General features: G+C 33.1%; 13 protein-coding genes. All 13 read right to left on the bottom strand.

Going from position 1 to position 15,879, the window contains the following annotated elements:
- Positions 1–4 precede the first annotated feature (4 nt).
- Positions 5–2,326, bottom strand: coding sequence for a transglutaminase domain-containing protein (locus tag RTP52_RS07135; RefSeq protein ID WP_312370146.1), 2,322 nt, complete (start codon positions 2,324–2,326; stop codon positions 5–7).
- A 290-nt stretch (positions 2,327–2,616) separates the two neighbouring features.
- Positions 2,617–4,011 (bottom strand): HAMP domain-containing sensor histidine kinase, encoded by a 1,395-nt coding sequence (locus RTP52_RS07130; protein WP_312105787.1) that lies wholly within the window; start codon positions 4,009–4,011, stop codon positions 2,617–2,619.
- Position 4,012: 1 nt separating this feature from the next.
- The gene (locus RTP52_RS07125; RefSeq protein ID WP_312370144.1) at positions 4,013–4,708 is read right to left on the bottom strand and encodes a response regulator transcription factor; all 696 of its coding nucleotides are present in this window, start codon (positions 4,706–4,708) and stop codon (positions 4,013–4,015) included.
- A gap of 151 nt (positions 4,709–4,859) precedes the next feature.
- Positions 4,860–5,402: a DUF2318 domain-containing protein gene (locus RTP52_RS07120; RefSeq protein WP_312370143.1), complete on the bottom strand. Its 543-nt coding sequence runs from the start codon at positions 5,400–5,402 to the stop codon at positions 4,860–4,862.
- A 226-nt stretch (positions 5,403–5,628) separates the two neighbouring features.
- Positions 5,629–7,491 carry an urease accessory protein UreH domain-containing protein gene (locus tag RTP52_RS07115; RefSeq protein ID WP_312370141.1) on the bottom strand — a complete coding sequence of 621 codons (1,863 nt, stop codon included), beginning with the start codon at positions 7,489–7,491 and terminating at the stop codon, positions 5,629–5,631.
- Positions 7,492–7,985: 494 nt separating this feature from the next.
- Positions 7,986–9,146, bottom strand: coding sequence for a hypothetical protein (locus tag RTP52_RS07110; RefSeq protein WP_312370139.1), 1,161 nt, complete (start codon positions 9,144–9,146; stop codon positions 7,986–7,988).
- Between the two features lie 430 nt (positions 9,147–9,576).
- Positions 9,577–9,912, bottom strand: a complete 336-nt coding sequence (locus tag RTP52_RS20525; protein WP_312105793.1) for a rubredoxin-like domain-containing protein — start codon at positions 9,910–9,912, stop codon at positions 9,577–9,579.
- A gap of 576 nt (positions 9,913–10,488) precedes the next feature.
- Complete coding sequence (locus tag RTP52_RS07100) at positions 10,489–10,854, bottom strand: VOC family protein (protein WP_312370138.1); 366 nt, start codon at positions 10,852–10,854, stop codon at positions 10,489–10,491.
- A gap of 80 nt (positions 10,855–10,934) precedes the next feature.
- On the bottom strand, positions 10,935–12,095 hold the full coding sequence (locus tag RTP52_RS07095; RefSeq protein ID WP_312370136.1) for an MFS transporter: 1,161 nt from the start codon (positions 12,093–12,095) through the stop codon (positions 10,935–10,937).
- A 477-nt stretch (positions 12,096–12,572) separates the two neighbouring features.
- Positions 12,573–13,343 carry an ABC transporter permease gene (locus RTP52_RS07090; RefSeq protein WP_312370135.1) on the bottom strand — a complete coding sequence of 257 codons (771 nt, stop codon included), beginning with the start codon at positions 13,341–13,343 and terminating at the stop codon, positions 12,573–12,575.
- The gene (locus RTP52_RS07085; protein ID WP_312370133.1) at positions 13,340–14,242 is read right to left on the bottom strand and encodes an ABC transporter ATP-binding protein; all 903 of its coding nucleotides are present in this window, start codon (positions 14,240–14,242) and stop codon (positions 13,340–13,342) included. The genes RTP52_RS07090 and RTP52_RS07085 overlap by 4 nt, the downstream gene beginning before the upstream one ends.
- Before the next feature lies 1 nt (position 14,243).
- Complete coding sequence (locus tag RTP52_RS07080) at positions 14,244–14,444, bottom strand: PLDc N-terminal domain-containing protein (RefSeq protein ID WP_312370131.1); 201 nt, start codon at positions 14,442–14,444, stop codon at positions 14,244–14,246.
- Between the two features lie 42 nt (positions 14,445–14,486).
- A complete protein-coding gene (locus tag RTP52_RS07075; protein ID WP_312370129.1) occupies positions 14,487–15,629 on the bottom strand; it encodes a helix-turn-helix transcriptional regulator in 1,143 nt (380 codons plus the stop codon).
- Positions 15,630–15,879: the final 250 nt, after the last annotated feature.

Here is a 15,879-nt window from a genome sequence, read left to right as displayed (position 1 = left end):
CTCTTTAGTTTTCAAGCGACAAATAGATAACACCAAGCCAATAACCACCGATTAATTTATCTAATTTGTCCTCTAATTTTGCGGTCTCGATCACTGATTGAACAATATCTTGAAATTCCTCGTCGGATAAATCATAATCGGTTCGAAGAATTACAGTACCAGATGCTAATATTTCTTTTGCAAGGCTGTCTGCAATCTTACTTTTACTATAATACTGGTTGCTTACCCTATAGTACTCTGCATCTTCCTTCACGGAGGTGAATTCTCCATATTTTTGATTTGAGATGTAAAGATCATCCTCGACTAACACCTTAGCAGCAACCGAATCCGGTAGATTTAATAAAGCATTAAATAATTCTTCATTATCATTATTTGTGGAATCCACAGTTTTCCACTCGTTATCTACTAATACTCGATTCCAAGCATGTGGCAGATTACCATTTAAATTACCTGTAATAACAAGACAGTCAAGCCCGGCTTGTTCTGCTAATAACTTAAATGCAGCTGCATAACTTGCGCATACGCCACTTTTATTAATCAGTACTCCATATGGCGTAAAGGAATCGCGGAAAGAAGAATCCGGTATATAATCATTTTCCATTGCATTATCTAGAGCATCAGTATCATATTCTGCAATATCACACAAATATTGATTAATTGCGTATTCTTTTTCAAGATCTGTCATCTTTGGAGTAATAATCTCACCAACAACCCTGTTTACTTCCTTTTTAATCTCCTCCTGTTTCTTTTCCTGCTCTGCCCTATCTTGTTCATACTCAATCATCAATATTTTACTGAAACGATTATATTGAAAACTGCTTACACCAAGGATCAAAGGATTTTGATAAATTGCTTCGTACAAAGAATCCCATAATAAATCAATATCCGATGCTTCTTTGAAGTCTTTTAAGTTGATCGTTTCTTCATTTAATAGCATATTTCTCGCAAGATATTCTGTTAAAGCACTGGAAGCAAACACAGGAAAGTTATCATTTTTTACAATAATTTCATTTGGACTTGAGGAATCTACTGGGCTATCCTTAGAGTCATTTTCTTCTATCAACGTAAATTCAGGTTTACCTGTAACACCGGCATTCCCTTTTGAGACTTCTGTTTGCTCATATAGTAATTTCAATTCTTTTTCCATAGTTGATTCATCAAAATTCTTTACTAAGGAAATTAATTTTAAGTCCGTACCATCGACAAAAGAATCCAGCGCTAATAGTGTTCGATCCTCTCCCTCAAGCTTAAATACAATGTCAGATAATTGGGTAATTCTAGCGTGTTCAATATCGTAAGTAACAGTATAGAGGACCTTGCTGCCATCGCACATCTCTACAAGACGTCTGTTTCCGAGTAAATTAATTTGATCTGCTATAGAGCTTACCCCTTCTTCTGTAAGGCTAAGTGCTCGAAATGGTAGCTTATTACGAAATGAATCAATAGAAATCATATTGCTCGCATTGGAGGCGTTACCATCTTTATCAATGGCCATAACCGTTACATAGTAGAGGTCAAGATCATCATCGTTACTTAATCTATATTTAAAATTAATTAATTTATGGACTCCCATTTCCAAAATGTCTTTATCGACGTATTCGGAATCAACTACTTTTTTAAAGGAAAGAAAATCAAACTGAATTTCATCTTTCTTAACAAAGCTAAGGACATAATTCTCCGCTCCTGGAACCTCATCCCAGTAATAACGTACGCTTCCATCTTTAATCTCATATTTAAGAAATGGAGTCTTTAATTCTCTTTCAATGGTAAAAATAGTGATTTGTGGTTTTTCTAGCTTTTCTCCTGTTTTTAAATCATAGAAATAAGCTAGATAATATGTATTGGCATAGCCCCACCCTTCATTCTTAACGATAGAAAACATTGTGGTTACCGGCTGATAAACAGGTTTTCTAGGAGGTGCTAGATTAATTGTTTGTGTGTTATTATCATAGGAGATCTCAGCACCGGCTGGTATGGTTAAAGTAGAATCTAAATAAACATTAGCATATTCAGTAAGTTCAGTACCTTCTGGCAGATTAAATTGAACAGGACAAGAGATAATCTCCTCTTTTTGCAGTCCATACAACGGTTCCGCATAGGTCTCGGAAGTAGAATAATTGTTTTTTAAATCATTGGTAGTGAGGATAATATTTTCTTCCTTCTTCTCCTCTTCTTTCTTTCCTGGATCTGAATATTCTTCTAATTCATTTGTAATTTCATTGTCCTTTACTTGACTTACCTCTGCGTCAGGTGCTTTTTTACAACCTACAAATTGCAGTTGTATTATGAAAGCAAAACAAAGCAATAAGGCCATTTTTTTCTTCATATACGTCTCCTCTTAAATATTAGTTAGGTAAATAACATATCGTTTTCTATGTTAAGCCCCTTCTTTCCTTATATTATAAATCTTATCCAGTAATGGTTCTATAAAATATAATACTTTATAATTCAATTATTATAACAAACAATAGATACTGTGTATACATAATATGACAAATATAGAAAAAATATATTAAAAAAGTCATGCGTAAACTAAAACGCATGACTTTAAAAATATAGTAAGCAATCTCTTACCTTTTTAGCTCAATATAATTAATTATAGTAAGTTATACCTGTCTACTTTCTTGGTAATAAAACTCGAAAAACAGTTCCTGTCTCTAATTTACTGGATACTTCGACCTTTCCACCATGAGCATGAACAACAGATTTTACAATTGCTAATCCTATTCCTGCTCCCCCGGTTCTTCTATTTCTTGATTTGTCTGCTCGATAAAAACGTTCAAAAATAAATGGTAACTCTTCTTCTGGTATTCCAATTCCATTATCCTTCACCTGGATAACAAGACTTGTTTCGTAGTCTTCTAAAGTGATTTCTATTTTACCAAAGTCTGGTGTGTATTTTATTGCATTTGATAATAGGTTTATAATTACCTGACTTATTCGTTCTTTGTCTACTGGTATAGTTCCAGCAGTCCCTACCACTGATACATTCAAACTTTTATTATATAGTTCTGTTTCGAAGTTACCCTTTATAGTTTCAATAACCTCTGATATATCAACGGAAGTTATGTTAAGCTTTAAATTATCATTTTCTACTTTTGAAAGTTGCTCTAGATCTTTCACAAGATTTGTAATACGATTGATTTCTTCATAACAACTTGTTAAACGATCCGTTGTTGGTTCCCATACACCTTCTATCATAGCTTCTATATGTGTTCCAATCGTAGTCAATGGTGTACGTAGCTCATGGGAAACATCAGAAGTTAATTGTTTTCGTATAACTTCTTGTTTTTCTAAAGTACTTGCCAAATTATTGATAGAGGAAACTAACGCATCCAGCTCTTTTGTTCCTGTATGTTCGGTAAAACGTATCTCATAATTTCCTTCTGCAATTTCTGTGGTCATTTTCACCGTTTTTGTAATAGGTCTGCTTATCTTCCTTGCCAGCATCCATCCAATATAAACAGCAAACATTAAGGAAACAGAACCGATACTTACAAGGATAGTATTTAGAGCGTTTAAAAACTTGAAGTCATTCTCACTAAGAAAATAAGGTCCAAAGTAACTGATAGATACCACCCCAACATCATCCGATCCTTGTTTTAACTTGTATTCTTTCGTAGTAAATTCGCCGTTCATTCTTGGATATTTTTTTTGCATCCGTTTTGATATATCTGCCATAACCTGTGTACACAAGGACATATCATGCTGTTCAGCATCCCATACAGAAGTACCATCGTTTTCATAGACCTTGATGATAAAACCATCGTATAAGGCATACATTCCAATCGTATGAATAAAGTCTGTATTCCAAGTCCTTGTCCACTTGTTGTATTGTTGACTAAGGCTTGATACGATATCTTCTGTTTGTAGCTTTTGTTGCCTGGCAATATAGTCTTTAAATTTTTCATTAATAAATATATTAGATAATACGCTAATGAAAGCTACTGTTATCAAAACAACTAAAGCGATGGCCAGCGAAAGTTGTGTCTTTAGACTCTTTTTTTTCACCTTAATCACCTCCAAATTTATACCCTTTTCCATGAATGGTTAATACATATTTAGGGGCACGGGGATTATCTTCAATCTTTTGTCTTAAATTCTTAATATGACTGTCCACCGCCCGGTCAAAACCTTCAAACTCACTTCCTAAAGCAAATTCAATTAGTTCTTCTCTCGTAAAAACTTTTCCAGGATATTTAATTAAGGTGGATAATATATTAAATTCAGTTGGTGTAAGGTTCACAGGATTCTGATTTTTTAATACCAGACTTTTTCCAAAATCTATAATGAAGTTATCGTTATCAAAAGAAATTTTGTCAAAGAGGGGAACAGGTTCTTCACTCGTTCTTCTAAGAACAGCATTCACTCGTGCAAGTAGTTCTTTTAAACGAAAGGGTTTTGTCATATAATCATCTGCACCAATTTCCAGACCTTCTAGGATATTATTTTCTTCAACTTTCGCGGTAAGCATGATAATTGGAACCCTGGAAGTTTTGCGGATTTTTTTACATATCTCCTCTCCAGTGATATCTGGTAGCATTAGGTCTAATATAATCAAAGATATATTCTCTTTTTCAAAGATTTCAAATGCTCTTGCTCCATTTTCCGCCTGGAATACTGTATAGTTTTGGCTCTCCAAAAAAGAATAAACTACCTCCAAAATCTTTTGCTCATCATCTACAACTAGAATATTTTTTTGCTTCATATTTGACCTCCCTCTACTAGATTTCTATAGTTTATCATTTAAAAAGTAATTCAGCAATTGTATCCTTGTCTTCAAACTTCTCTCTTATTCGCGACAAGGAAAAGCTCGCGAAGTGAACTTTTCCTTGTATTATCTATATTACTTGCTAAAATCAACTCTTCCAGTTTGCAAAGATTTGTTTAGCCTCATTAAGAAAATCTTTGGATATAACTATTGTATCGTCTGTTACAGTCTTTTCGTCATCGAAAATAGGTACTGGATTACAGCCACCTCTTGAAATTTCCACTTCACTGGTTTTAAAACGATTACCACAATTTTGGCATTTTAGCACATCATTTTCTTGAACATAATATCCCCTTCCGGAGCTAAAACATACTTGGCATGTGTTAAACGCTGTTCGGATAGTACCATCGGGAGCTTCTACCGCAATTACTTCTAATTTTGTTCCATCAACCTCTACTGGGTAAAATGTTGCTTTGGATGAAATATCAATTTTTGTAATAACAAGATCCCCATTATCATTAAGCACAGTTTTTCCTTGTTTATTACTTGCGGAAGCTTTCTCCTTATCGTTTGAGCTATTCAATTTGTTTACTACTGTAAATCCAACCAATAGCAATAATGCCAGTGTTAAGATAATTGTGGTGGAGTTAATCTTTTTACTTTGCTTGTTTTCTTTTTTCAAATTTGACATAGTTATAATCTCCCTTTTTTATGTTAATGAAATTATTCAATTAATTTAACCTCGTCAGGGAAGTCCTCGCTACTTTAAGCGGGTGTAAGGACTTGCCTGTTTTAAATACCATGTAGTGGCAATGAGGTAGAGCTGATAGCATAAGCGGATTGCGAATATCCGCCTTGACTAGTCGCCTTTATTTAGTCAGCTTATAAATAATTTATATGAAATGTAAATGGTTTATTTAATGACAGCTTGCGCCCCCTCCTCCACCATTACCTATCTGATTATAATTCCATTTGTAAGTCTCATAATTACTTACTTGTTCTTTTATTGCATCTATATTGATATCATCGATATCATCCACAACTTTAACAAATCCAAAGAAATTATAATCAATAGTAGAGAAATCAAAATCAAGAATTGGTAAGACATACAAGCGGTTATCTCCTTCCTTCAGAGGAAGGACTGATTCATAAAACGGAAATAACAGCGTTTTATTTCCTTCATTTAATGATTCAGCATGGATGTTCCATTCGGTTTCAATGCCAGACTCCATAATGATTAAAGCAGGGCTGAATCCTGAATTTGTTAGATTTATTTCTACCGTCTGCTTATCACCATTTTTCTTAGCAATTACAACATTATCTACCGGTATCTGATATCCTGCTGGTTCCTTATTCTGAACTGTATCATCTAAATTAAAATCATTATAAGAACCAGTGTAATCATCCTGTACTTCTGTGTCAGGAGGTGGAGTTGTTTGTCCTTCTTCTAAAACGGTAATTGTACTTCGAATCATACCCATCCAACAGCTGTAACGGTATGTTCCTGCTTTTTCGGGAGTAAACTCAATTATATTTTCCCCAATTTCAAATTTCTTTTCAATACCGTACTCTGGGATATAAATTCTATTATTACAGCCATTTATACTTCCATTTTCAGCAGTAATTATCCATTTCACCGGTATTCCAGCTTGAACGGTTATTGGCTCATATCGGCCAGAATTTAGGGTGGTATTTACGATTTGGACATCATCTTGTATCTTAGCTACGTTACTACTAGTAGACTGGTCAAATGGTGTTGCAGCGAAACCTGATAAACTAAGTCCACTTTGAAACATGGAGAATCCTAGAACTACGACCAAAACTGCACCTACGGACATTACTTTCTTCGTAAATTTTTGACTAAGTACTGAACTTAATACGCCTAACCCAAACATTAATGGTACGGTTCCCAAACTGAATAAAAGCATGGAAAGAGCACCTTTTAATGGATCACCTGTTGATAAAGCATAAAGCTGCATTGCCTGTAAAGGGCCACATGGCATAAGCCCATTGAGTAATCCTACATAGAATGGACTATTACTGTTTTTTTCTTTATTTAATTTTCTAGCAAATATTTTCGGCATGTGAGGGTTTAATTTTCTAAGCCATGGAAAGATATTCAACATATTTAATCCCATGATCACCATAAGAACTCCTGCTACTATTTGAACAATTCCTTTAAAACTCCCGGAGAAACTTATAACAGAGCCAAGTGCTCCTACGATACCGCCGATTACTGTATAGGAAATCACTCTTCCCAAATTGTACAGAAAGCTTGGTCTAAGTGATGTTAACCTACCATCTTGTCCTCTCTGTTTTGCAGCTTGTGGGATACATTGTGATAGATTAATTCCACCACACATTGCAACACAGTGTACCGAGGTTAACAGCCCAATGATAAATAACATTCCATAGCCCATACCTTCCTCTGCCTGTGGAAAGAAGTTAAAAAGATTAAATAACCCAAATCTGTTTATAATGGTATAAAGAGCTAGTATAATGACTGCTGCACCTAATAACTTATTAATATTATCTGTGCTGGTTTTTTGAGTACTGGAATCTTCTATTACTTCATAACCCACTTCTTCTATGATTTGAACAATATCTTTCATCGTAATAATATTGCTGTCATAGGATATCTGTGCTGTTTCGTTGCTGTAACTGACTGTTGCTTTTTTTATTCCAATAGTCTGGTTTAACTGACTTTCGATTCTATTTTCACAACTTACGCAGGTCATCCCCCCTATCTTTAGTTCTTTTTCCGTAATAATTGGTTCCAATTAATTTCCTCCCTTATCATCATCTTTCTAAAAATGATAGATTGTTCTTATAGCTCTGTGTCTAATGACTTGGAGCAAATGTTTACTTTCATTTCTTTACTCATCTTCGTGTTCATACTTTAACACATACTTATTATTTCGTTAGATGATTACAATCTGAAATTTAAATTACTTGAACGTATATGTACCTCATGTAATTTATTCTAATTGTGAGTGCTTCTATAATATCGAATATTTTTGTAGAAAGTATGGAGATGAAAAAAATATTGGAAATCAAACATAAAAAGTAAAGCTAGAAAAAGATAAAATGACAATAAGTAATTTATAAAAATCAAACATAAAAAAGCTACACGCTTCAAACACGCATAGCTTTTTAGATCGTTTCATAATTTGTGATTAAGGTCTATCTTCGGTTTTCGATATGTTCTGTCAGGATAAAGATGCAATATGACATTACATGAATGAGGATAGATTGATTCCTCAATGGTATCATTTTATGCCATATTTATAACTTGTTCTTCCAACCAGTTTATAAGATCAATATTAAGTTGAACTTCCTGTTTGATTGGAGTAGTATGTAACATTACTAGAAGCCTTTTTCGAAACAGATTGGCTTTTTTATTATCCTTATGAATTATTTTCTCATAAGCAAATAAGGTACGTAAGACAGATGGCGAGGATATATTTTTTTTCATATCTTTTTTTATATTTTTGTAATAAGTTTTTATACCTCGGATATCAGCATCTTGGATCAATAAAAAAAATAATCGTTCCACATCTATCATCAATCGCATGCGTCGTGCCATACTTTCATATTCACTTTCCAGTGTTAAAAGCGTGTCCTCTGCCCTTTTAAAATCTCTGATTTCTATATATTTCAAGTATTGAATATTTAGAAAGTAATTATTAATTGGATTTGTTATATCTGCATCTTTTGGAAGCTCAAGCTCATCCTCCGTAAATACATGAAAATCTTTACCATCACACAAGGATTGATAAATGATTAGTTGTTGCATAAAGGGCTTTAGTAATGATTTGTTTTTTCGAATCGCTCGGATATTAATACCATCATTTGCTCCAATGAAGTTTGGTAAAGGAGCATAATTTATAATCGCTGAAAAAATTCCCATTACAACATAGGTTAGTAATAAATTTTTCATTATAGGGGTTTTACATAACCAAACTGCACTAAAAAATACAAGCATAGTTACAAACATATCAAAAAAGATACCACCCATATTATACAGATAATATGGACATTGTACGAATTCAATTCCTTTCGGTGGAAGCATAAGGCACTGACCACCTGTCCCTTTTAACTTTTGTAATTTAAGTTTATAACGATCACCACTCTTTACAAAAGCTAATGAAAAAATTCGGAAGGAAATCAAACGGTATCCGCTAATTAATCCTCCTATAAAATGACCGGTCTCATGAACTATAGTGTGTATTAAATTACAGGAAATAATAGTAATACATATTATTATAATAGGAAAGAAATAAGTTGTATTTTTGTAATTCACCCATAATAAACCTAAGGGCACTCCTGCAACACATCCCAATACAGTTAATATCCTACCTTTTTTCTTTAGTTCTTTGTTATCTTCTCTTCTGAACTCCCATAAACTGCAGATATTCCTATAACTCCATTCCATACTTGTCTCCCCATCTATTTAGATTTGGTACTTCTCTCTCTGTTATTATCTGAAATAATGTTTAGCCATATTACGAACAGAAAACAAATAAATACATTTAATTACGTACACTTTTACTTATATTTTTTATAAAATTACAAGCGCTATCGATTGTTATAGGTAATTAAAAATGGATATTACTTAAGACAAGAAAAAATTCGTAAAGCTTACTTTTTCTTGTTTACTATAGGATATTATAGTAAATGAAATAATTCAATACATTTGGTATTTTATTGCTAATTGCTTAAAGAATTTAAGATAAGTCAATTTGAAAATATATTTATCAAATTAACACTTAAAATAGTAGAGGACTAAAAAAAGAAACAGCATAAATTCAATTTATTTATGCCGTTTCTTTTTATTTATAAGATATTTTTAAGATATGCCTAATTTACCATTTACCCTTGCTCATATGTCCAGCTAGCTCAGCTTTACATCTTTGCTTAATTGTCCAAGCTTCGTCCTTTGCCTTTGTAAAAGCAGCAACGCACATTGGATCAAGATTATCTTCGATACCTACTTGGCTTAATTTAGCAATTTTCTCTGCTAAATGAATAATTTGCATATGGATTGCGTTTGTCTTATCTGAGCGATACACCTTGTTAGCATCTTCTTCGCTTAATTCAACAAATTTATCAGCTCCCTGATTACATTTTGGACATACATCAGGTGCACTTTCTCCTTCATAAATATAACCACAAACTGTACATTTAAATAACTTATTCATATTTTAATCCTCCTGTTCATTTTCTTTGTTCTACATATATTTTCCTACCAATAAACAAGAAAAAATACGTTTCACAAACTTTTCCTTGTCATGGATTAAGAAATTATATACTTGATAAGTATATTAGTTCATCCAGGAATATATGCCTCAACAATATTTTTGACAAGTGTATTTACATTTTTTCTACTTGTATGAATCAATTATAACTCAATTGATATAAAAAATCAAATTATGCAGATAAATTTAACAGAATATTAATATTTACAAAATAGAACAAAGTAAATCTATATAATATTATACAGATTATCAAGTGTTAACTACTATTTCTTATGAAGTAAGGAATCGATTTCTTGGTAAGTCATCTGATATTGATTGGTTATTAAGGAAGAAATTTATAACAAAATTTGATTTTATAGTAATATAAATATAAAGAGATGAATGCTTTAATAAAATAGAAGCTGTGAAAGATAATTTTAATAACAAGTTTAATCATCTTTTACAGCTTCAGTCTTATGTGATTTTATTAAATTATTCTTTAAAATTTGATATTAATAAGATGATTTATTCCTATCTTTCTTAGTTATGACTATGTTGAACAATCTGTACTTCGACACCATTTGGATCATTGATAAAGAAAAAACTGACCGTTGGATTTGGTGAAATCGGTCCTCTTAGAATTGGTATATTATTTTCGCGCATTAGTTCCATCGCTTTCTCTAGTGACTCAACCTCAAACCCTATAGATAAACCAGTACTCTGTACGATATGATCTTTATCGCAAATTAATTCAACTTTTGTACCCCCGATTTCTCCTAGCATTGCGATTTCTGTTTCCCCACCTGCCTTAAATCTTTCTGCTATGTTAAGGCCGATGATTTCATGATAAAAATGAAGTGACTCTTCCATGTTTTTAACACTAATTGTAATCCAGCAAAATTCCATTGTTATTCCCTCCTTTAAGCTAAACTATATTTCTAGATTAAGTATATACGGTATTTATTAATTCTATATTCAAATATAAGTTATCTTCCGTGAAGCTTATTCACACGTTCTACCATTACAAACATTACTACAGTAAATATCATTAAATAAATTGGGTAGACGCTTATACTAATTTTATCAGCAATAACACCAAACAATGGTGACATGATCGTGGTACCAATATAAGCACATGCCATCTGCATTCCCATAATTGATTGTGATTTGTCAGCACCAAAGTTATTTGGTGTTTCGTGGAGCAAGCTTGGGTAAATAGGTGCACAACCAAGTCCGATTAAGGTTAGCCCAAACAAAGCAGATAGATTTCCAAGTGGTAGCAACATTAATATTGTTCCGAGAAATGCAATGGCTTGTCCGATGCGTATCATCTTTTTATTCCCTAATTTTTCGGTTATAAAACCAGCTAGAAATCTACCTATTGTGATTCCTAGGTAAAATAATGCTGCCCATTTTGCTGCAGTAACGGCATCGATTCCTTTATAGAGGACCATAAAACTGCTTGCCCAGAGTCCTGCTGTAGCTTCTAATGAGGAGTAAGAGAAAAACGCAATTAAAATAGCTTTTGCACCTGGAAGATTTATCGTTTCTCTAAAATTGAGACCTTTTGCTTCTAATATTTCATTTTCCTTATCTTTTTGTTTCACTTTCCATAAAGGAAGGGAAATAAATAGGAAGATAACAAGGATTATCTGAATGACGCCAATGGTCTGATAACCGGAATTCCATCTTAGTCCATTGGTCAAACAAAGTCCCATTATGTAAGGACCCAAAGTTGCTCCTACTCCCCAAAAGCAATGAAGCCAACTCATATGGCGTGATTTATAATGTAGTGCAACAAAATTATTGAGAGCTGCATCTACACTACCAGCACCAAGACCATAAGGGATAGCCCATAAGCATAATTGCCAGAACGAATTGGAGAAGGAAAAACCAAGTAATGCTACTGCTGTCATTGCTACACTTACCATTGTTATAATACCAGTATTAAATTTCCGTAACATTCTATCACTAGCAAGGCTCGATACAATAGTTCCACCCGCAATTATCATACTAATGATACCTGCACTGGAAAATGATACATGTAACTCTTGATACATCGACGGCCATGCCGATCCCAAGATAGAATCTGGTAAACCCAGACTAATGAAGGCAACGTAAATGACAACTAATAAAATTGAAATCATAAAACTATCTCCTTAGTATTAAACATGTTATGAGTATAAAACTTATGGGAAGTTACTAAGTAAATTCCCATAAATGATGCGTATTTTAACCGCTTATCGATTATTGAAGCAAGAACTGTTTTTCGATAATACAACTTATGAGAGTTATGAAATAAATTCTCATAAGAGGTGCGTATTTTACACCGTTTACCCGTTATCGAACAAGAACTATGTTTCGATAATATTCTAATAATACAATGTAATACTCAAAATGTCACGTATGAAATTAGTATCTTTGCTATTACACATATATACAAGAACAAGAAGAAGTAGGATTCTGAGCTTTCCTTGTCATGAATAAATGTGAAAGATAATCTTTTACTCAGAAAGTTTATACCTGCATAATCCTCGGTGCAAACTTCGGATGTGCAAAAGGGAAGAAGGTAGGAAGAGAAAAATAAGAAGAATACAGTGCCTAACACCATATCCTTCTTAATTTTAAATCCTCTTTCGATTAAATCCAACGACTGTCGCTATACCACCAATTAGAATCAAAATAATCGTTAATGCAAACGCAAATCTGTAATCCTTTATAGAGGAATTCCCGTTAAGTAAATCCATTCCCGCAGTTAATTTTATTGGTAAGACATCACTAAGTTTAGGAACCATACTAATTAGATACGTTATCACATAGACGACACCTGTAGAAAGTAAAACTGCTGAGCTAGAATTTAGAAATGCAGAGCACAACAGGATTAATGATAACAGCCATAACCCAAATAAGTAAGAACCCATAGCAGAAAAAACTAAGTGCTTTGCAATGCTATTATCCCAGAAATATGCATTGTAAGTATAGGTGATTCCAAAGGTTAACCAATAGCATATACTCCAGCTTGTAAATAGTGCGACACTCTTCGATAAAATGACCTTCCATCTAGGAAGTCCTTTGGTTAGCATATTAATAAGTGTACCTTTTTGATATTCTGATGTTAAAATACCACAAAACATAACGACAAGTACAATAAATTCCATCGACATATTTTTATAATATTGCTCCCATGAGGTCATAGCTGTTACCGTAACGTCTTTTAAAATAATACCCTGCTCTTTCATGGTATCAGCAAGCATTTCAAACATCCATGGAGTGAGCTTAGCAAGTGCAGGATTCATAATACCAAAGATAACAAAAATAATGAGTAGAATATATATTTTTCCGGTTCGGATTAACTCTAGGAATTCTTTTTTGGTAAATGCAATTAATTGCTTCATTTATTAACCACCTCCATAAATAGAGATTCCAAAGTTGCTTCTCGCATCTCAATTTTTTGTGGATGGATGTTGTTCTCATAAAGGGATTTCATTGCTTTTAACATATCCTCTTCGTTTCTATCTTTATATAGAAGTTGAGTTTTACTTAGTAGTATCCCTCCGGTATAGATTTCGGAAAAATTCCTAACATCTTCTTCTCTATAGAATTCTATTTCATATCCGTCTCTTTTTCGTAATTTTCGAATATCATCCATATTTCCTTCTAGTGCAAGCTTACCATTATGAAGTAAACCAATTTCATCACAAATTCGTTCCACATCTGATAAGATATGAGTGGAAAATATAACTGTTGTCTGATTTTTTACCGACTGTAGGATATCAATAATTTCTTTTCTTCCTATCGGATCTAGTGCAGAGGTAGGCTCATCACAAATTAAGAGCTTAGGCTTATTTAAAAGTGCCTGAGCAATACCAAGACGTTGTTTCATCCCTCTTGAAAAACCTTGAATTCTCTTATTTGCCTTTTCTAGGCCTACCAATTCAAGTAATTCAGTCGTTCTGCTCTTTAATTGTTTCTCTGGGATTCCTGTTATCTCGCCACATAACCTTAGATATTCTGAAGGAGTCATATATCCATAGAATTCTGGAACATCTGGTAAATATCCGATATAACGGTTGGTATTTGTTTGACCGTAAGTAACATTCTCTCCATTTACCTGTATGATGCCACCATCCACCCGGTATAGACCAAGAATCATCTTCATGGTGGTAGTCTTACCGGCACCATTTTCCCCAATAAAGCCATAGATCGTATTCTCTGGTACGGAAAATGACAGGTCATCGATAACGTTATGAGAACCAAAACGCTTTGTAACATGTGACAGTGTTAAGATATCCATCTTATGCATCCTCTTTTCCTAGTAAGAAATAAAGAATTGGTCCGATAAATTCCATACCTACAACGACAACAATGATCCACAAGATACGATTTCCCCTCTTATAATTGTCGTGTGTTAGGATGTGACGCAGACTAATAAATAATAAAATAAATTGTGCTATTATTAATGGTATTAAAAATGGTAAGATCTCTTTTAACGGCATAATTCATAACAAGGCAAAGCTTTCGTACGTGCTTTTTCTTGTTTAAACCTCCCTTCCATTCCCTTTTCGTTCTATAATTTTTCGTTCTATTTTCTTTTTCAAACTTTGATATTCTTCAATATCAAATAAAACAGATAGTCCAGTATGTTCTATGGCTGGAATTATGCTCTCTAAAACCACTAAATCATTCCTTGGAGCATCTTTTTTCAGAGCAAATTCTTCAAACCATTCTTCGATACGCGTAAAATAATGATCTCCATGAAGCTCTAGCCCATGATCGATAAATTTAAAAGTACCTTGTACAAACAAGGAAAGTTCTTGTAGCGCTTTTTCTATCTGGTTATGTGCACAATAAAAGACTGCAACTTGATAATGAAACTTAAGCGTAGTATTTGGATGCAAATTTTCTAATTCATAAGTATGAATAATCTGTTCAATTCTTTGAATTGTTATACTACAGAATTCATAATCCTGAATTCGGAAATAAAGCATTCCAATACTATCATCGACCAGACTCAATAGATGTGTGTATACTGTTATCTGACTGTGAAGATCTGCTTTTGCTACATCTCCAATCATCTGATATGCTTGAATTAGTAATAGATCTGACTGATTTATATATTGTTTTAGCTCAATCAATGGTTGTAACTCTTCGATTACTTCTTTTGCATTTCCCAAAGTAAGATTCACAATAGATTTCATCATTGAAGCTTCACTACATAACTTCATATCACTGCTTCCCTCAAGAATATGATCACAGAGTTTAATCGTATCATTTAATAAAGTAACTTGCTTCTCTTTATCGTTGGTTAACATATAATGATTGAACCATAATACAACTATCTGCATTAATAGTGGGTAGCAGGAATAATACTTTTTGATTAATTCCCTACTCTGTGCAATCACATCATCAAATGGTAATTTTGCAAAATCTGTGGCTAAATTCTGATAACATTTCTTTATCTGTTCTTCACTCAGTTGTGGTTCATATCCAAGTAGTTCATCAATACTAACATTAAAATAGGAAGCAATCTGCGGTAATAACAAAATATCTGGGTAACTTTGCTTCGTCTCCCACTTGGAAACCGATGCCTTCGTTACTCCTAAAAATGTAGCTAATTCATCCTGGGTTATTCCTTTTTTTCGTCTTAGTGTAATGATATTCTCAGATAGTTTTAGATACATAATATCCCTCTTTTCTGTACAGTCTTTTGCATGTTTATGATTGTCTCTTAGTCACAAACTAGTTGTTGAAAAAAGGTACAATTTTTATCATTGTCACCTTATCTCTAAATCTTATTATACTCATTAAAATAACTTTTTAAATGGAATTATAGTTGATTTTAGGAAACAAAGTCAACCAATAGGAAACTTAATAATTAAGAAACTAAGGCAAATCCAAAGAAATTTAATAATATGGTATACTATTCTTTCG

Origin of the sequence: Lachnoclostridium sp. (assembly GCF_031997925.1) — a bacterium.
Classification (GTDB): domain Bacteria; phylum Bacillota; class Clostridia; order Lachnospirales; family Lachnospiraceae; genus Lachnoclostridium.
This window is presented reverse-complemented; position numbering and strand designations above follow the sequence as displayed.